The 18,543-nt window shown below is 70.9% G+C and carries 16 protein-coding genes; 4 read left to right on the top strand and 12 right to left on the bottom strand.

Annotation, left to right across the window (positions count from 1 at the left end):
* Positions 1-80: 80 nt before the first annotated feature.
* The 3 genes from JNB62_RS08245 to JNB62_RS08255 are packed head-to-tail and all read right to left on the bottom strand — an operon-like array spanning position 81 to position 2,730.
* On the bottom strand, positions 81-989 hold the full coding sequence (locus tag JNB62_RS08245; protein ID WP_220300394.1) for a phosphodiesterase: 909 nt from the start codon (positions 987-989) through the stop codon (positions 81-83).
* A 47-nt stretch (positions 990-1,036) separates the two neighbouring features.
* Positions 1,037-1,369: a peptidase gene (locus JNB62_RS08250; protein ID WP_220300395.1), complete on the bottom strand. Its 333-nt coding sequence runs from the start codon at positions 1,367-1,369 to the stop codon at positions 1,037-1,039.
* Positions 1,366-2,730: an inorganic phosphate transporter gene (locus tag JNB62_RS08255; protein ID WP_220300396.1), complete on the bottom strand. Its 1,365-nt coding sequence runs from the start codon at positions 2,728-2,730 to the stop codon at positions 1,366-1,368. The genes JNB62_RS08250 and JNB62_RS08255 overlap by 4 nt, the downstream gene beginning before the upstream one ends.
* Positions 2,731-2,886: 156 nt before the next feature.
* On the opposite strand from JNB62_RS08255, the gene JNB62_RS08260 reads away from it, so the two are divergent.
* Both JNB62_RS08260 and JNB62_RS08265 read left to right on the top strand, forming a co-directional pair.
* Complete coding sequence (locus JNB62_RS08260) at positions 2,887-5,031, top strand: S9 family peptidase (protein ID WP_308291754.1); 2,145 nt, start codon at positions 2,887-2,889, stop codon at positions 5,029-5,031.
* 359 nt (positions 5,032-5,390) lie between these two features.
* Positions 5,391-6,143, top strand: a complete 753-nt coding sequence (locus JNB62_RS08265) for an endonuclease domain-containing protein (RefSeq protein WP_223231025.1) — start codon at positions 5,391-5,393, stop codon at positions 6,141-6,143.
* 336 nt (positions 6,144-6,479) lie between these two features.
* Here the strand turns inward: JNB62_RS08265 and JNB62_RS08270 are convergent, their stop codons facing one another.
* The 5 genes from JNB62_RS08270 to coaBC all read right to left on the bottom strand — a co-directional run bounded on the left by JNB62_RS08270 (position 6,480) and on the right by coaBC (position 12,965).
* Positions 6,480-7,508, bottom strand: coding sequence for an ATP-dependent 6-phosphofructokinase (locus tag JNB62_RS08270; protein ID WP_220300397.1), 1,029 nt, complete (start codon positions 7,506-7,508; stop codon positions 6,480-6,482).
* Between the two features lie 113 nt (positions 7,509-7,621).
* Positions 7,622-9,775 carry a DEAD/DEAH box helicase gene (locus JNB62_RS08275; RefSeq protein WP_220300398.1) on the bottom strand — a complete coding sequence of 718 codons (2,154 nt, stop codon included), beginning with the start codon at positions 9,773-9,775 and terminating at the stop codon, positions 7,622-7,624.
* 237 nt (positions 9,776-10,012) lie between these two features.
* Positions 10,013-10,651, bottom strand: coding sequence for a hypothetical protein (locus JNB62_RS08280; RefSeq protein WP_222855859.1), 639 nt, complete (start codon positions 10,649-10,651; stop codon positions 10,013-10,015).
* A gap of 98 nt (positions 10,652-10,749) precedes the next feature.
* The gene (locus tag JNB62_RS08285; protein WP_220300399.1) at positions 10,750-11,646 is read right to left on the bottom strand and encodes a glycerophosphodiester phosphodiesterase; all 897 of its coding nucleotides are present in this window, start codon (positions 11,644-11,646) and stop codon (positions 10,750-10,752) included.
* A gap of 80 nt (positions 11,647-11,726) precedes the next feature.
* A complete protein-coding gene (gene coaBC / locus JNB62_RS08290) occupies positions 11,727-12,965 on the bottom strand; it encodes a bifunctional phosphopantothenoylcysteine decarboxylase/phosphopantothenate--cysteine ligase CoaBC (RefSeq protein WP_220300400.1) in 1,239 nt (412 codons plus the stop codon).
* Positions 12,966-13,028: 63 nt separating this feature from the next.
* Here coaBC and JNB62_RS08295 point away from each other — a divergent pair, with 63 nt between their 5' ends.
* Positions 13,029-13,745 (top strand): NRDE family protein, encoded by a 717-nt coding sequence (locus JNB62_RS08295; protein WP_220300401.1) that lies wholly within the window; start codon positions 13,029-13,031, stop codon positions 13,743-13,745.
* A gap of 212 nt (positions 13,746-13,957) precedes the next feature.
* Positions 13,958-14,098: a hypothetical protein gene (locus tag JNB62_RS08300; RefSeq protein WP_220300402.1), complete on the top strand. Its 141-nt coding sequence runs from the start codon at positions 13,958-13,960 to the stop codon at positions 14,096-14,098.
* Here JNB62_RS08300 and JNB62_RS08305 read toward each other — a convergent pair.
* The 4 genes from JNB62_RS08305 to JNB62_RS08320 are packed head-to-tail and all read right to left on the bottom strand — an operon-like array spanning position 14,095 to position 18,473.
* On the bottom strand, positions 14,095-14,958 hold the full coding sequence (locus JNB62_RS08305) for an aldehyde dehydrogenase family protein (RefSeq protein WP_220300403.1): 864 nt from the start codon (positions 14,956-14,958) through the stop codon (positions 14,095-14,097). The two genes, JNB62_RS08300 and JNB62_RS08305, sit on opposite strands and share 4 nt — an antisense overlap.
* Positions 14,955-16,451 carry an aldehyde dehydrogenase family protein gene (locus JNB62_RS08310; RefSeq protein WP_220300404.1) on the bottom strand — a complete coding sequence of 499 codons (1,497 nt, stop codon included), beginning with the start codon at positions 16,449-16,451 and terminating at the stop codon, positions 14,955-14,957. Before JNB62_RS08310 ends, JNB62_RS08305 begins: the two co-directional genes overlap by 4 nt.
* A gap of 23 nt (positions 16,452-16,474) precedes the next feature.
* A complete protein-coding gene (deoC, locus tag JNB62_RS08315) occupies positions 16,475-17,482 on the bottom strand; it encodes a deoxyribose-phosphate aldolase (protein WP_220300405.1) in 1,008 nt (335 codons plus the stop codon).
* A 46-nt stretch (positions 17,483-17,528) separates the two neighbouring features.
* The gene (locus JNB62_RS08320; RefSeq protein WP_220300406.1) at positions 17,529-18,473 is read right to left on the bottom strand and encodes a sugar-binding transcriptional regulator; all 945 of its coding nucleotides are present in this window, start codon (positions 18,471-18,473) and stop codon (positions 17,529-17,531) included.
* Positions 18,474-18,543 lie beyond the last annotated feature (70 nt).

Consider the following 18,543-nt stretch of genomic DNA (forward strand, 5'->3'; position numbering starts at 1 on the left):
CGCGTGCCGCACCCGCAGGGCTGTACGCGGCGTACAGCCGGGCCCGCCGGAACGTACGTCGCGGCGGTGCGGGACACCGGTCACCTCCGCTTGCGTGAGAACTCTTCGAGCCGCTGCTCGGGCGTGAGCCGCGCCATGTGCGCGACCCATTCCGGCGAGAAGAACTCGGCCGTCGACGCCTCCACCACGGGCACGACGGCATGCGTGATCGTCTCGTCGTACACGTGCACGAGATGGAACGACTGGCCGGCATCCATTCCGTTCACCTCGTCGGCGGGGCGCGCGAGGTTCATCGTGTAACAGGTGGCCGCCGCGACGCTGACCGGAACGCCCGCGAACGTGCCGCTCGTCGAGAAGTGCAGGTGACCGGCGAGGATCGCGCGCACGTCGGTGCCCGCGATGACCTCGGCGAGACGTCCCTGGTCGCGCAGCTCGAGGATGTCGAAGAAGGGGATGTGCGACGGCAGCGGCGGATGGTGCATCGCCAGGACGGTGCCCAGCGGCGCCGGCGTGGAGAGCACCTCGCGCAGCCATTCGAGCTGCGCCGCGTCGAGGTCGCCGTGGTGCCAGCCGGGCACGGTCGAATCCAGGGCGATGAGGCGCAGGCCGCCGAGGTCCCACACGCCGGTCACGGGCTCCTCCGTCGCCGCGGCATCGAGCAGTTCGCGACGCAGGGCCGGGCGTTCGTCGTGATTGCCGGCCACCCACACCAGCGGTGCGCCCAGCCTCTCGGCGAACGGCTCGACCTCCGCGCGCAGCGCGCGGTACGCCTCAGGCTCGCCCAGGTCGGTCAGATCGCCCGTGAAGACGACGGCATCGGGACGGATGCCGGTGGCCTCGGCCGCCGCGAGCGCCCGATGCAGATTCGCCGCCGTGTCATAGCGGCCGCCGAGCGGTGGATTGCCGGCCAGCAGGTGCGTGTCGCTGATGTGCAGCAGCGTCCGTCGTGCGGGCGGATGCTGACCGAACTGGACAGGAGCCGTGACCATGACCCCAGGTTAGGCGGTGCGCCCGACACCTCGTCGGCGGCGCGGGCTCAGTGGCCGAAGACGATCAGCAGCAGGCCGCCCAGGACCGCGAGGCCGCACAGCCCGAACGACGCATAGGCGCCCACGAGCGCCAGCCGCTTCTGCCCGTCGGTGAGGGGCGACTTCTTCGCCGCCTTCGCCGCGGCCTTCTCGGCCCTTCGCGCCTCCTTCTCGGAGATGACGGTGATGGCGTCCGTGAACTCCGCCGGGGCGACCACAGGCACGCGCCCGGCGCGCACCAGCAGTCGGACCGCGATGGCGTAGAAGCCGACGACGAGCAGCGACGCGATGAGCGCCGCCGCGAACACCTGCACGAAGGCGAGCCAGTCGATCTCGATCACTTCTTGTCGCCTTCCTTGCTCGAGCGCGCCGCGGCCTTGGCTGCGGCATCCGCCTTCGAACGCTCCCCCGCGGCCTTGGCATCGGCCTTCGCCTTCGCCTTCGCGGCGGCCTTCGCCTCAGCCTTGACGCGCGCCTCCTGCTCGGCACGGACCCGTGCCTCTTCGCGCGCGATGCGACGCTGGCGGCGCGTGGGCGGCGGGTTGCGCTTGACCTTGACGGCGAGCCCGGAGTCGGCGACCTCGCTCATGGCGTTGCCGGCGTTGACCTCGTCGCGGCGCGACCGCAGGAACAGCCCGACGATGACGACCACGGCGAGGATGGCGTCGATGAGGACGCCCCACCCGCCGAGCCACGTGACGATCAGCGCCGCGACGGCGCCCACGGCACCGGCGGCGGGGAGAGTGAGCAGCCAGCCGATGCCGATGCGCCCGACGGTCCGCCAGCGCACCTTGGAGCCGCGGCGCCCCAGACCCGATCCGATGACAGAGCCCGATGCGACCTGCGTGGTCGACAGCGCGAAGCCGAAGGCGCTCGACGCGAGGATGGTCGACGCCGTCGCCGTCTCGGCCGAGAAGCCCTGTGCGGGCTTGACGTCCGTGAGGCCCTTGCCCAGCGTCCGGATGATGCGCCAGCCGCCGACGTAGGTGCCGAGCGCGATCGCGAACGCGCACGCGAAGACGACCCACGTGTACGGGTCCTCCTGCGACTGGCTCTGCCACCCCGCGACGATGAGCGTGAGGGTGATGACGCCCATCGTCTTCTGCGCGTCGTTGGTGCCGTGCGCCAGCGCGACGAGCGAGGACGTGAAGATCTGCCCCCAGCGGAAGCCGTCGCGCCCGTCGGGCTTGCCGTCGTACCGCCTCGTGAGCAGGTACGCCAGACGCGTGGCCGCGAACGCGATGAGACCGGCCGTGAACGGTGCGATGACGGCGGGGAGCACGACCTTGCCGAGGACCTCGCCGAAGTTGATCGACGAGAGCGACATGGTGCCGACGATCGTGGCGCCGATCAGACCGCCGAACAGCGCGTGCGACGAGCTGGACGGAAGTCCGAGCAGCCACGTCAGCATGTTCCACGTGATGGCGCCGATGAGGCCGGCGAAGATGATGGGCAGCATCTCGGAGCTCGAGATGGCGTCCTCGTTGATGATGCCGTGCGAGATCGTCTTCGAGACCTCGGTGGACAGGAACGCGCCCACCAGGTTCAGGCAGGCTGCGAGCAGCACCGCCACCTTGGGCTTGAGCGCACCGGTCGCGATCGGCGTCGCCATCGCATTCGCGGTGTCGTGGAAGCCGTTCGTGAAGTCGAAGAAGAGCGCGAGAGCGATGACCAGAACGACGATCAGGGCTGCGGTTTCCACCGTTCGCTTTCCGAGAGGGGGTGGGAGAAGGAAATGCCGACGGGATCGGCGCGACGAACGAAGAGTTCACCAGGACGTAAGGAACCGGCAACCGGCCACGAGAATCCTACAACGCCGAACTGCCGATCAACTCGACGCAGCGATTAGCGTGGAACGGTGACTCTTCCAGGCTCCGCTCCCGCTCCTTCCACACCTGACGACGGCATCCTTCCGCCCGTCGCGGCCATCCGCGCGACCGTCCGCTCGCACCACGGCGACGACGTCGAAGACCGCTACGAATGGTTCCGCGCGAAGGAGGACGCCGAGGTCATCGCGCACCTCGAGGCCGAGAACGCGTACACCCAGCAGCGGACCGCCCACCTCGAGGGGCTGCGCCAGCGCATCTTCGACGAGATCAAGGGCCGCACGCTCGAGACCGACCTGTCGGTGCCCACGCGTCGCGGCGACTGGTGGTACTACGGCCGCACGGTCGAAGGCAAGCAGTACGGCATCCAGTGCCGCGCTCCCCTCGCCTCTCCGGACGACTGGACTCCCCCGTCGCTGAGCGCCGACGCCGAGGTGCCCGGCGAGCAGATCCTGCTCGACAGCAACGTGGAGGCCGAGGGCAGCGAGTTCTTCTCGCTGGGCAGCTTCGAGGTCTCCAACGACGCGCGGCTGATGCTCTACGGCGTCGACCTCGCCGGCGACGAGCGCTACACCGTGCGGGTGCGTGACCTCTCCACCGGCGAGCAGCTCCCCGACGAGATCCCGGGCACGTTCGCCGGCGCGACCTTCTCGCCCGACGGGCGCTTCATCGTCTACACCACGGTCGATGAGGCGTGGCGCCCCGACACCGTGTGGCTGCACGAGCTCGGGACGCCCGTCGAAGACGACGTGAAGCTCTTCCACGAGCCGGACGAGAAGTACTGGGTCGGCGCCGGCTTCACGCGCAGCGACCGCTTCCTGGTGATCGGCCTCGGGTCGTCCATCACGAGCGAGGAATGGCTGCTGGATGCCGACGACCTGCGCGGTGAGCCGCGTGTGGTGTGGCCGCGCGTCGAAGGGGTCGAGTACGACTCCGAGCACGCCGTGGTCGACGGCGAGGACGTGCTGTTCATCCTCCACAACGACGGAGCGCTGGACTTCGAGCTGGTGCGGGTGGCGGCATCCGATCCGTCCGGAGCACGCGAGGTCGTCATCCCGCACCGTCCGGGCGAGCGGCTGCTGGGGGTCTCGACGTTCCGCGACTGGGGCGTCGTCGGGTACCGTCGCGGCGGCCTTGCCCGCCTGGGCATGCTGTCGTACGCCGACGGCACCGTCGACGAGATCGAGTTCGACGAGCCCCTGTACTCGGTGGGCACGGGCGGCAACCCGGAGTGGGCGCCCCCGCTGCTGCGTCTCGGCTACGGCTCGTTCATCACCCCCGGCACGGTGTACGACCTCGACGTCGCCACGCGCGAGCTGCACCTGCGCAAGCGTCAGCCCGTGCTCGGCGGCTACGACCCCGCGGAGTACGCGCAGGAGCGCGTGTGGGCGACCGCCCAGGACGGCACGCAGATCCCGATCTCGCTCGTCTACAAGCGGTCGTTCGGCGACGCGGGCGTCGCGCCGCGGCCCCTGCACCTGTACGGCTACGGCTCGTACGAGCACTCGATCGAACCCGGCTTCTCGGTGCCGCGCCTGTCGGAGCTCGACCGCGGCGTCGTCTTCGCCGTCGCGCATGTGCGCGGCGGCGGCGAGATGGGCCGGCAGTGGTACGAGGACGGCAAGCTCCTGGCCAAGCGCAACACGTTCACCGACTTCGTCGACAGCGCACTGCACCTCATCGACCACGGCTACACGACGGCTGATCGCCTCGTGGCGGAGGGCGGTTCGGCCGGCGGGCTCCTGATGGGCGCGGTCGCGAACCTCGCTCCGGAGCTGTTCGCCGGCGTGCTCGCCGACGTGCCGTTCGTCGACGCGCTCACGACGATCCTCGACCCGTCGCTGCCGCTCACCGTGATCGAGTGGGACGAATGGGGCGACCCGCTGCACGACCCCGAGGTCTACGCGTACATGAAGTCGTACTCGCCGTACGAGAACGTGCGCGAAGGCGTGACGTACCCGAAGATCCTCGCGGTCACGTCGCTCAACGACACGCGCGTGCTCTACGTCGAGCCCGCCAAGTGGGTCGCGCGCCTGCGCGAGGTCGGCGCCGACGCCCTGCTCAAGTGCGAGATGGTCGCCGGACACGGCGGCGTCTCGGGCCGGTACAACGCGTGGCGCGAGCGCGCGTTCGAGCTCGCCTGGCTGCTGGACGTCCTCGGCGTCGCCGACGCCTGACGCCCTCCCCGGCTGTCTCAGATCAGGAGATCTCGCGCACACAGGACGATTCGCCCAGAAACGCCCTGTACCGGCGAGATCTCCTGATCTCGCCACGTGAGGATGGGATGCCGCGCGCCACGGCATCCCATCCTCCACATCCGCGCCGCGCTGGGGGATTCTCCACAGGTCGCGCGCGGGGGCGGCGGGAGAGCACCTCGCCAGCGACGATCGACGGCATGCCTTCATCGAACAACTCCTCCGCGCGTCGTGCTCAACTGCTCGCGTGGCTTCTCGCGCGCGGAGGTGTATCCCACAGCTCCGACATCCGCGCCGCGGGCTTCAGCGGCCACGACATCGCCGGCGCAGTGGCAGCCGGAATGCTCACGCGGGTCCACCGATCCTGGCTCATTGCGCCGGGCTGCGACACCCGGCGGGTCGCCGCCGCCTCGGTGAGCGGCCGAGTCACCTGCATCAGCGCGGCGGCGCTTCGCGGATTCTGGGTGCCCGCGTCGATCGCCGACGAGAGGACGCATGTCGCTGTGGCGGGCACGGCGTCGCGGATTCCCAAGGACGCGATTCGTGTGCACTGGGGCAACGGCCCGGCCCCAACGGGGAAGAACAGCATCGACGACCCCGTCCTGAACGTGCTCTTCCATGTCGCTCAGTGCCTCACCCGCGGCGAGGCGCTCGCCGTGTGGGAATCGGCCGTTCGCAAGAAGGCCGTCGCGCCCGACGTCCTCGCGCGCGTCGCATGGCGCAGCACTGAAGCTGCGGCCATCGCCGCAGTCGCCTCAGCCCTGTCAGACTCGGGCCTGGAGACTGCCTTCGTCGACGGCTTGCGCCGCGCAGGGGTGACCGTGAAGCAGCAGGTGTGGATCGACGGACATCCAGTCGACGGGCTGATCGGCAGGTCGCTGGCCATCCAGCTCGACGGCTTCGCCCACCACAGTGACGCGACCGACCGCCGTCGCGACCTCGAAGCCGACGCTCGCCTGGTGACACGCGGCTATGTGGTGCTGCGGTTCGACTACCACCAGGTGCTGTTCCAGTGGGACCTGGTGCTCGAGACGATTCTGACGGCCATGGCGCAGGGCGCGCACAACCGGCCGGTCGTCGCCGTCAGCCGATGACGTCTGCCGCCGCCCGCCAGATCAGGAGATCTCGTGCAGACAGGACGATTCGGCCACAAGCGCCCTGCGTCGGCGAGATCTCCTGATCTCGCACGGCGAGGAGCCCGCCGTCGGCGGGGACGGACGAGGTCGCGCTGGAGGACGCGGCATCCCGAACCTCCAGATCAGGAGATCTCGTGCAGACAGGACGATTCGGCCAGAAACGCCCTGCGTCGGCGAGATCTCCTGATCTCGCAAATGTGAGGAGCCGCCGCCTTCCGATCTCCGGTCCGCGGCAGGCTCACACAGCGAGAGAGTGGATGCCTCGGGCCGAGGCATCCACTCTCCGCAGGTCGATCAGCCGAAGAGCGCGGCGGCCTCTTCGTAGCGGTACAGGGGCACGGTGTTGAGCTCGCCGAGGGCGTCGGCGAACGGCACGCGGACGATGTCGGTGCCGCGCATCGCGACCATCTGACCCCATGCTCCGTCGACGACGGCGTCAGCCGCGTGGAGCCCGAGGCGGGTGGCGAGAACGCGGTCGAAGCCCGAGGGCGAGCCGCCGCGCTGGATGTGGCCGAGGACCGTGGAGCGTGTCTCGATACCCGTCAGGCGCTCGATCTCGGGGGCGAGCACCTCGCCGATGCCGCCGAGGCGGGGACGGTTGAAGGCGTCGAGCCCCTTGTCGCTGTACGCCTCGTCCATGCCGGTGAGCGTGAAGCCCTCCGACACGACGACCAGCGGCGCACGGCCGCGGTCGTGGGCCTTCGTGACGAGGTCGGCGATCTCGTCGATCGACATCGGCACCTCGGGGATGCAGATCGCGTGGGCGCCGGCCGCCATGCCGGCGTGCAGGGCGATCCAGCCCACATGGCGGCCCATGACCTCGGCGACCATGCAGCGCTGATGCGAGTCGCCGGTCGTGCGCAGGCGGTCCATCGCGTCGGTGGCGATGTTGACGGCGGTGTCGAAACCGAAGGAGTAGTCGGTGGCGCGCAGGTCGTTGTCGATGGTCTTCGGGACGCCCAGCACGTTGATGCCGTCGTTCGACAGGCGGTTGGCGGCGGCCAGCGTGCCCTCGCCGCCGATCGCGATGATGCCGTCGAGGCGGTGGCCGTACATCGTCTTGGCGATGTTCTCGGCACCGCCGCGCGGGCCCTCGTAGGGGTTCGTGCGCGAGGTCCCGAGGATCGTGCCGCCGACCTTCGAGAGGCCCTTCACCTCGTGACGGGTCAGCGGGAAGAAGTCGCCGTCGACGACACCGCGCCAGCCGTCGCGGATGCCGACGAACTCGAGGTCATACGTGGTCGTGCCCTTGAGGACGACGCCGCGGATGACCGCGTTCAGTCCGGGGCAATCGCCGCCGCTCGTCAGGATGCCGATCTTCATAGCTGTGTTCCTCGCTGTCGGGAGAAGAGGGACGGCGACGCTGCCTCCCCCGACATTAGTGCGGGATGCCGCGACCTGCCACACGGCAGGGTCGCGGCATCCCTCGACGAAGGTCAGGCGGCGCCGAGCGCCTGACGCAGCAGGTGCATGAGCGCCGACAGCTGCACCGAGTCGCTCGACTGCGGGTCGACGGCCTCGCCGTCGAGCGCGCGGGCGGCAAGGCCCTGCTTGGAGTCGATGAGCTCGGCGATCTTGGTGTCGATCGTGTGCGCGGCGATGATGCGCCACGCGGTGACGGGCTCGTCCTGGCCGATGCGGTGCACGCGGTCGATCGCCTGCGTCTGCTCGGCGGCCGTCCACGACAGCTCGGCGAGCACGACGTTCGACGACGCCTGCATGTTGACGCCGACGCCTGCGGCGGTCAGCGAGCAGACCGCGATGCCGACCTCGGGGTCGTTGTTGAACGCGTCGATCGCCTGCTGGCGGGCGGTGGTCGCCTGGTCGCCGCGCAGCGAGACCGTCTTGAGGCCCGCCGCGGCGAAGTGCGCCTCTGCGGTGTCCATGACGTCGATGTGCTTGGCGAAGAAGACGACCTTGCCGACCGAGCGCTGCAGCTGCACGGCGTAGTCGGCGGCGAGCACCGCCTTGGCCTGACCGATCTTGCGGACCATCGTGAACACGTTCTCGGAGCCCGTGCCGGCGGCCTTGGACTCCTCGAGCTCGTTGTGGGCGACCAGGCGCACGATGTCGTCGTCGATCTCACCCGGCGCAAGGCCGCGGTCGCCGCGCGCCTCGATGATGCGGCGGTACTTGGCCGCCAGACGCTCGCCGAGCTCGCGCTCGGCCTGGCGGATCGAGCGGCCGAACTCGTCGTCCAGCTCGACCGGAAGGTCGGCGATCAGCTTGTCGGGCAGGTCGGTCGCGACGTCCTTCTTGCGGCGGCGGACGATGCCCATCGAGATGACCGCGTCGCGCGCCTCGGGGTAGAACGCCTTGTCGGCCGGGGTCAGGCCGGTCTCGTCGAGCTTCTCCATCAGCACCGGACCGGGCTTCTCGCCGTTGGTCCAGCCGAGGAAGCGCCAGATCGCGTCGAAGTCCTCGACGTCGTTGATGAGCGGCGTTCCGGTGAGCGCCAGCAGCAGCGGATTCGGAACCTGCTCGCGGACGCGGTTGGCGAGTGCCAGCACGTTCTGCGAGCGCTGCGACGTGAGGTTCTTGATGAAGTGCGCCTCGTCGACGACGATGCCCTTCAGGCCGATCGAGCTCAGCCACGACAGGTGGCGGTCGAGGATCTCGTAGTTGACGATGAACACGTCCGCGAACGCGTCGATGTCTTCGCCGTCGCCCTGGATGACGGTCGCGCGCCGCTGCGGCGTCCACCGCTCGACCTCGCGGGCCCAGTTCATCTTCACGACGTTGGGGACGACAGCCAGCAGCGGGTACGCGTTCGCGACGGATGCCGCCAGCACCGACTCGGCCGTCTTGCCGAGGCCCGGCTCGTCGGCGAGGAGGAACGTGCGATGCCCGGCGCGCACGGCTTCGAGGAAGCGCGACTGGTGCGGCATGACCTCCAGGCCGCGCGGCGACAGACGGTCGAACTCCGGCACGGGCGGCAGATCCATCGTGGCGCTGCCGCCGCCGGCACCGGTCTCGAACGCCTTGTACAGCGGGCCCATGAGCTCCCAGCTGTCCAGACGGCGGCGCGGCGTCTGCTTGGCGGCGCGCATCGTGAGGTCGGGCGCGAGGAACGGGTTCGCCTCGCGGCGCGCCTCGACCTGCGGCGGCACGACCTGGCGCTCAGCGAGCGCCGCGGGCACGACCGGCGCGGCGACGGGCGCGACGTCGGTGATGATCAGCTCGTCCGGCGGCAGTTCGGCGCCGGACTCGAGCAGCCAGTCGCGCCGCATGCGGCGCGCGACGGGCGAGGTGGCCTGGTCGACCTCGAGCAGCTGGATGAGCGACGTGTCGCGTGCTGCCGTCTTGGCCAGGATCGTGGCCACCCCGTCGAGGCGCTTGAGCAGCTCGGCGCGCGCGGCGTCGGTCAGCGAGGTGTCGCCCTTGACCCGGGCGCGCTCCTCGCGCACCAGGAACGCGATGACCTGGAACTTGACGCGGTTGGTCGGCCCGAGCTTTCCGCGCTGGGCCTTGGCCTCGACCTCGCGCACCTTGCGGGCGAGGATCGGGATGATGGGGGCCTCGTCGTCACGGCGTGCGGACGAGGACTTGCGGCGACGCTGCGCCGTCTGGGCGGGTGCCGTGGTCGGCATGCTCCTCCTGAGCGTGAGTGCCGGAAACTCGACCGGCGATGATCGGATGACACCGATGGTGCTGCGTGCTCCCGCGGGCGGCGCGAACGCCGTCGCGAACGCGGGATCAGAGATGGGCCGGGGCGGTCGCGGGCACTCGCTTCTGCGAGCTGCGACGTCGCCTCAGGCCTTCCCCGCCGTCCATTCTAGGGGAAAACGCCGGTCCCGCGTGAGGACAGGCCGTACGCGACGGCCGGTTCAGCCCCAGAGCGTCGCGACGACGTCTTCGGTGTAGCCCTCGGGCGCGAAGTTGATCCATGCCGTGGTGACGACGGCGTCGTCGGCGATGTAGTGCGTCTCACCGCGCGTGTACTCGTTGTCGTCGAGCGTGACGCCGCGCTGCTCGATGCGGCAGACGGTGCCGTCGCCCATCGCCTCGCACCCGAAGCCCGCGGCCTCCAGCACCGGGACCAGGCTCGCCGCCTGCTCAGTGTCGACGGCGGTGACGTTGGTCGCCAGGCCGAACTCGCTCGGCTTGCCCCACGAGCAGCGCAGCGTCGGCGCGCCGCTGTGGATGATCTCGAGCAGGTCGGCGTTCTCGGTCGACAGCATCGTGACGCCCGGGTCGTTGAGCGGCGGGTTGGCCGCCTGCAGTTCGGCCAGCATCGCCGCCGAGTAGATCTCCTCGCACGTGGCCGGCACCTCGAAGCCGGCCTGGGGCTTGTCGGTCTGGCTGATCGACGGGTCCGGCGTCGGCTGCTTGATCGTGATCGAGGGTGTGCTCGACGGCGTGGGCCCGCCTGCTGGCTCGGGCCGGCACCCCGTCGCCACGACGGCGATCAGCACCAGTGCCGTCGCTCCCACCGCGAGCCGCGGCATCCCGATCCGTCCCGTCATCACGCCTCCGTTCGCCGGTCCGGCTTCGAGACTAACGACGAAGACGGGGGATGCCGGGGGCCACGCCGTGCGGTCGGTCCGGTTCGCGCGGGCCGACGTCACGGACCGGCGTACGCGTCCTGCCACTGCGACAGCGTGCCGGGGTCGTCGGTCACGATGCCGTCGACGCCGAGCGCGGTGACGGCGTCCCACTGCGAGTCGCGGTTCAGGGTGTACACGACCACGCGGGCACCGGCCGCGTGCAGCTCGTCCACGATGCCGGGCCGCGCGAGCACCGCCTTGCGGCTGACGACGACGCCCCGTGCGCCGGCCTCGGCCACCGCGCTCACGACGTCGACCGGCAACTGCTTGAGGATCAGCAGGCGCGACAGCACGGGCGCCTCGCTCGCGGCCAGAGCCAGCGTCCGGGCGTCGAAGCTGGCGAGCACGACGCGCCGCTCGAGGTCGCGTGCGGTGATCTCTGCGATGGCGGCGTCGAGGGCCGCGGCATCCCATCGCCCCTTGAGCTCGACGATCGCGCGCCCCTCCGCGCCGGCGAGGGTGTCGAGGAACTCGGTCAGCGTCGGCACCGGAGTTCCGGCGAAGGCCGCGTCGAACCACGCGCCGGCATCGAGCCGCTGCACGTCGGCGAGCGTGAGCGCGGCGAGCCGGCCATGCCCGTCGGTCGTGCGGTCCACCGTCGCGTCGTGCATCAGGACCGGCACGCGGTCCTTGGTGAGCGCCACGTCGACCTCGACGTAGTCGAAACCGCTGGCGAGCGCCGCGGTGACGGCCGGCAGGGTGTTCTCGGGCGCGCTGGCCGCTCCCCCGCGGTGGCTGGCGATGAACGCGGCATCGCCGGGGGTGCGTGCGACGCCGAGCAGTTCGCGCGAGCTCACGCGGGCGGGCGTCGCGCCGAGGAACGCGATGACGATGCTCGCGACAGCGAGCACGCACACGACGGACAGGGCGTGGATCCGGTCGCGGGCGCGATCGGACACCGCGGAATCGGGCATCGGGCATGTCCTCCGAGGGTCTTTCGCCACGTCCTCTTCGACGTGGTGCGGACCACTCTACATGCGCCGTTACCTTTTCGTTACTTTGGATTCGCTCCGTTCTGGCGCACCGCGAGCACCGCGTCCCACAGCGCATCGGCCACATCGCGCTTGCTGCCCCGTCGCGCTGCGACGACCTCCCCCGCCGCGTCGATGACGGTCACGGCGTTGTCTGCCGACTCGAAGCCGCGGGTCCAGCCGACCTCGTTCACCGCGAGCAGGTCGGTGCCCTTGCGGGCGGCCTTCCGGCGCCCGCGGTCGAGCAGCGTCTCGCCGTCGCCCGGGGTCTCGGCCGCGAAGCCGACGATCGTCTGACCGTCGCGACGCCGCCGCACGAGCCCCGCCAGGATGTCGGGGTTCTCGACGAGGTCTAGCGTGATCCCGCCCTCCGGCGCCGCGTCTTTCGAACGCTTGAGGGGCGACACCTCCGCGACGCGGTAGTCCGCGACGGCCGCGGCCATGACGACCACATCGGCACCGGTCGCCTCGGTCTCGACGGCGGCGCCCAGCTCGTCTGCCGTCCCGGCGCCGACCACGCGCACGGTGGGACGAGTGGATGCCTCGGCAAGCACGCCCTCGTCGACGTGCGCCGCGACGAGCACGACGTCCGCGCCGCGGTCCGCCGCGGCGAGCGCCACCGCGACGCCCTGACGACCGCTCGAGCGGTTGCCGATGAAGCGCACCGGGTCGATCGGCTCGCGCGTGCCGCCCGCGCTCACGACGACCCGCAGGCCCGCGAGGTCGCCGGGGGCCTCATCGGCGACGACGGCCAGCGCCGCGTCGAGGATCGCCTCGGGCTCCGTCATCCGTCCCGGCCCGCTGTCGCCGCCCGTCAGCTCGCCCTCGTCGGGGCCCACCACGACGACACCTCGCTCGCGCAGGACCGCCATGTTGTGGACGGTGGCGGGGTGGCGCCACATCTCGGTGTGCATCGCCGGCGCGACGACGACGGGCGCCGTGGTGGCGAGTAGGGTCGTTCCGAGGAGGTCGTCCGCGATGCCCGCGGTCATCTTCGCCAGCGTGTTCGCCGTCGCGGGCGCCACGATCACGAGGTCGGCCGATCGGCCGAGCGAGACGTGACGCACGCGTGCGACGTCATCGTGGACGGAGGTCGTCACGGGGTGGCGGCTGATCGCCTCCCAGGTCGGAAGCCCCACGAACCGCAGCGCGTCGTCCGTCGGGACCACGTGGACGTCGTGCCCCGCCTTCACCAGCAGGCGCACGAGCTGCACCGTCTTGTAGGCGGCGATCCCGCCCGTCACTCCGACCACGACGAACACCCTCCGATCTTGGCACGACCGCCCGACCCGCGGACGACCACCCGAACCACCAGGAGCCCCCGCATGTGCACCGTCGTCATCCGCGTCCCGGAGTCGCCCGATGAGCCGACGCGCGTGCTCGCGGTGCGCGACGAGGATCCGGCGCGCCCGTGGAACCCGCTCGGACGCTGGTGGCCCGAACCGCACGACGATGTCGTGGGCGTGCGCGACGTGCGCGCGGGCGGCGCATGGCTCGCCGCCGATCCCGCGGCAGGCCGCCTGGCGGTGCTGCTCAACAGAGCCGACGTGTCGGACCGCCCCGAGCCCGAGCTGGTCTCGCGCGGCGGACTCGTGCTCGACGCCGTCGCCGGCCGCTCACCGTCCGGCACACCGGCGACGCACGGGTTCAACCTCGTCGAGGTCGAGGGCGGCCGCGCGCGTGTGCTCATGTGGGACGGCGCCTCGCTGCGCGCCGTCGAGCTCGCGCCCGGCACGCACATGATCGCGCACGACGATGTCGACGACCCCGGCACGCCGCGCATCGCGCGCTGGCTGGGCGAGTTCCAGGCGACGCCGCCCGCCGCCGACGCGGAGTGGTGGATGCCGTGGGTCGAGGTGCTCGCCCGCTCGGCCGAGCTCCCCCCGACGGACGACGACGCGATCATCCGCGACAACCGTCCGTACGGCTATCCGACGCTGTCGCTCCTCGCGTGCGTCGCCTCCGTCTCGGCGCACGACGTGGACGTGCATTACGGCGAACTCGCCGAGCCCGGCCAGTGGGGCGGCCTGCAGCTCGACTGAGCCACCGACGGACGCCGTCCGTCGATGGCCCACGCCGCCCCCGGCCGCCCGCGCACAGAATCGGATCCGCATGCGCGGACCGCCGCGTGGACACGCCGTCGCCGGCCCCTCAGCATCGGCGTGTCGCGCGACCCGTCCGCTCGTGCGGATCCGATTCTGCGTAGCGTCCGGCGCCGGACCGGTCAGCGCGCACAGCGGCGGGCGACTCGGGCATGGGCATCGGCGAGCGGTTCTGCGTCGACGACATCACGCTCTACATCTTCAACCGCGTGCCGCAGTGGACGCTCCACCCCGACATGGTGCTCAAGATCAACCCCGAGCCGCCCCCGCGCCCGGAGGCGTCGGACGACTAGACCAGGCTCTTCGTGTGCCAGACCGTCTTCGTCTCGGTGAAGGCCGTGATGCGGGCGAGGCTCGGGGCCGCGGCATCCACTCCGTTCTCAGGCGGGAGCACACGCGTGAGCGTGTCGGCGGCGGCGATCTGCAGATCGATCCAGTCGAGGTCGCCGGCGCCGACGAGGTCGAGGGCGTGCACGTCGGGGTGCGACGCGAGCCACGGCGCGATCTCGGCGGGCGACCCGGTGAGGACGTTGACCACTCCCCCGGGCACGTCGCTGGTCGCCAGCACCTCGGCGAGGCTGATGGCCGACAGCGGGTAGCGCTGCGAGGCCACCACGACCACCGAGTTGCCGGTCACGAGCGCCGGCGCGATGGCCGAGACGAGCCCGACGAGGGCGGTGTCCTGCGGGGCGACGATGCCGACCACGCCGGTCGGCTCGGGAACCGAGATGTTGAAGTACGGGCCGGCGACCGGGTTGCCGTTGCCGGCGACCTGGCCGAACTTGTCGCACCAGCCGGCGTACCAGACCCAGCGGTCGATCGCCTCGTCGACCTCGGCGCCGGCGACGGCGGCCGATGCTCCGGTCTGCTGCACGATCTCGTCGATGAACTGCGCGCGGCGACCCTCGAGGATCTCGGCGACCCGGTAGAGCACCTGACCTCGGTTGTAGGCCGTGGCCCCCGACCAGCCCTTGACGGCGCCGCGGGCGGCGACGACGGCATCCCTCGCGTCCTTGCGCGACGCGAGTGCCGCATTCGCGAGGAAGTCGCCCTTCGGCGAGGCGACCTCGTAGGTGCGACCCGACTCGCTGCGCGGGAACGCGCCGCCGATGTAGAGCTTGTACGTCTTGGGGACGGTGAGGCGCTTGCTCACTTGCCCACCTCCTTCTTCGCGCGGCCGGCTTCGACCCGGCGGCCGGTGTCGAGGGCCGACCCGCCCTTGAGGTACGCGGCCAGGCCGTGGCGACCGCCCTCGCGGCCGTAGCCCGATTCCTTGTAGCCGCCGAACGGCGAGGCCGGATCGAACCGGTTGAACGTGTTCGCCCACACCACGCCCGCGCGCAGGCGGTCGGCGACGGCGAGGATCCGCGAGCCCTTGTCGGACCAGACGCCCGCCGACAGACCGTACGGCGTGTTGTTGGCCTTCTCGATCGCCTCGGCGGGCGTGCGGAAGGTCAGCACCGACAGCACCGGACCGAAGATCTCGTCGCGGGCGATGCGGTGGCTCGCCTGCACGTTGGTGAAGATCGTCGGAGCGAACCAGAAGCCGTTGTCGGGGATGACGCAGTCGGCGCTCCAGCGCTCGGCGCCCTCCTCCTCGCCGATGCGGCTGAGCTCGCGGATGCGGTCGAGCTGCTCGCGCGAGTTGATGGCGCCGATGTCGGTGTTCTTGTCGAGCGGGTCGCCGAGGCGCAGCGTCGAGAGGCGGTCCTTGAGCCGGTCGACGACCTCGTCGTGGATCGACTCCTGCACGAGCAGGCGGCTGCCCGCGCAGCACACGTGCCCCTGGTTGAAGAAGATGCCGTTGACGATGCCCTCGATGGCCTGGTCGATCGGCGCGTCCTCGAACACGATGTTCGCTGCCTTGCCGCCGAGCTCGAGCGTCAGCTTCTTGTCGGTGCCGGCGACGGCCTTCGCGATCTCGCGTCCGACCGCGGTCGAGCCGGTGAACGCCACCTTGTCGACATCGGGATGCCGCACCACGGCCGCACCGGTGGCACCGGCTCCGGTCACGATGTTGACGACGCCCGGCGGCAGGTCGGCCTGCTGCAGGATCTCGGCGAAGATGAGGGCCGACAGCGGCGTCGTCTCGGCGGGCTTCAGCACGACGGTGTTGCCGGCGGCGAGTGCGGGCGCGATCTTCCACGCGAGCATGAGCAGCGGGAAGTTCCACGGGATCACCTGCCCGGCCACCCCGAGCGGGCGCGGGTCGGCGCCGAGGCCGGCGTAGTCGAGCTTGTCGGCCCAGCCTGCGTAGTAGAAGAACCACGCGGCGACGAGCGGCACGTCCACGTCACGGGATTCCTTGATCGGCTTGCCGTTGTCGAGGCTCTCGGCCACGGCGAGCTCGCGCGCACGCTCCTGCACGAGGCGGGCGATGCGGAACAGGTACTTGCCGCGGTCACGGCCGCTCATCTTCGACCACGTGCGCTCGTAGGCGCGGCGAGCGGCGGCCACCGCGGTGTCGACGTCGGCCTCCGTCGCCGTCGCGATCGTCGCGATGTGCGACTCGTCGGCCGGCGAGATCGTCACGAACGGATCGCCGGAGCCCGGACGGAAGTCGCCGTCGATGAACAGCCCGTACTCGGGCTTGAGGTTGAGGATCGCCCGCGACTCGGGGGCGGGTGCGTACTCGAGGAAGCTCATGTCGGTCCTAGTCGCCTTCTGTCTCAGTCGATCGTCACGTAGTCGGCGCCGGAGTAGTGCCCGGACTTCAGCTTCTGGCGCTGCAGCAGCACGTCGTTGAGCAGGCTCGACGCGCCGTAGCGGAAGAGGTGCGGCTGCAGCCACTCCTCACCCACCGTCTCGGCGACGGTGACGAGGTACTTGATGGCGTCCTTCGACGTGCGGATGCCGCCGGCCGGCTTGACCCCGATCTTCTCGCCCGTCGCGCGATGCCAGTCGCGCACGACCTCCAGCATCAGCAGCGTGACCGGCAGCGTCGCCGCCGGCGACACCTTGCCCGTCGACGTCTTGATGAAGTCGCCGCCGGCGAGGATCGCGAGCCACGACGCACGCTTGATGTTGTCGTACGTGTTGAGCTCGCCGGTCTCGAGGATCACCTTGAGCGACGCGAAGGTGCCGTCCTCGCGCCGACAGGCCTGCTTGACCCGCGCGATCTGGTCGAACACCAGGCCGTAGCGCCCCGCGAGGAACGCGCCTCGGTCGATCACCATGTCGATCTCGTCGGCTCCGTGGGCGACCGCCTCGGCCGTGTCCGCGAGCTTGATGTCGAGCGACGCGCGGCCGCTCGGGAACGCGGTCGCGACGGCCGCGACGCTCACGCCGCCCTCGTCCGGATCCCCGTGCGCTGAGCCGAGCGCCTCGACGGCGTACGGCACCATGTCGCCGTAGACGCAGACGGCCGCGACGCGAGGGGTGGTCTGGTCGGAGGCATCCGGATTCAGCGCCTTCGCGACGAGCGACCGCACCCTTCCCGGCGTATCGGCGCCCTCGAGCGTCGTCAGGTCGATGAGCTGGATGATCTTGTCGAGCGCCCACGCCTTGGACGAGGTCTTGATGGAGCGCGTGCCGAGCGCAGCGGCGCGCTGCTCGAGGCCGACGGCGTCGACGCCGGGCAGGCCGTGCAGGTAACGGCGCAGCGTCGTGTCGTCGGGTTCGCCGCCGAGGAGCTCTACGGCCCGCTCGGGCAGCGTCACGATGGAGGTGCCTGACATGTCGGGACTGCCTTTCGATGGAGTGCGCAGGGCGCGATGACAGGGTTCAGCCGTCGAGCAGCTGGAGGGCGGTGGACTCGTCGGTGACGAGCACGGTGCACAGGCCCGAGGCGACGACAGCCGCGGCGACGGCGCGCTTGGCGGCACCGGCGACCGCAGCGATCGCGACGCGGGCCTCACGCAGCTCGTCGAGCGACAGGCCGACCGTGCGGGCGTCGAGGTCGGGATCGACGATGCGCCCCTGGGCGTCGATGTAGCGCCCGACGACGTCGCCCACCGCGCCCGCCGCGACGAGGCGATCGATGTCGGACGGCGCGAGGTAGCCGCTGTCGACGTGCACCGAGCCGTGGTCGGCGGCACCGGCGCTGAAGAGGTACGCGTCGGCGGAGCGGGCGAGCTCGAGCACGCGCGCCACGACGCGGTCGGCCTCGATCGCATCCTTCGTGGCGCGGTGCTCGAGGATCGCCGGGCTCGGCAGCAGTGCGGCGCTGCCGCCGCCCTTCTGGGCGATGCCGACGGCGGTGGCGGCCGCAGTGCCCGGCCGCGGCGTCATGCTCACGCCGCCGTTGATCTGGACGACGTCGGTGTGCGACGACCAGCCGTCGCGCAGGTCGTGGGCGATGTCGGCCAGCGTGCGACCCCAGCTCACGCCCAGCACGCGGGGACTCGGCCGCAGCGACGCGAGGTGGTCGGCGGCGGCCTGCGCCACCCGCTGCTGCAGCTCGTCCTCGCTGCGCACGCCCGCGCGCGAGACCACGACCGCGTCGGCGAGCCCGCGCTCGTCGCGCAGGCGGCGTTCGAGCTGCGGGCGCCGCGCCCGCGAGTGGAGGATCTCGATGCGCACGAAGCCGGCGTCCTTCGCCTGCGTCAGCAGGCGTCCCACCTTCCAGCGCGTGATCTGCAGGCTCTTGCCGATCTCTTCCTGCGTGAGGTTCTCTTCGTAGTAGAGCTCGGCGGCACGGATCGAGAGGAGTTCGTCGACGGCGTCCACGATCCTCCCTTCGTCGTCACCTCCAGGCTGACACACTCGCGCGCACGCGAGCAACATCTGCACAGAGTTT

This window comes from Microbacterium jejuense, assembly GCF_019511665.1.
GTDB lineage: Bacteria > Actinomycetota > Actinomycetes > Actinomycetales > Microbacteriaceae > Microbacterium > Microbacterium jejuense_A.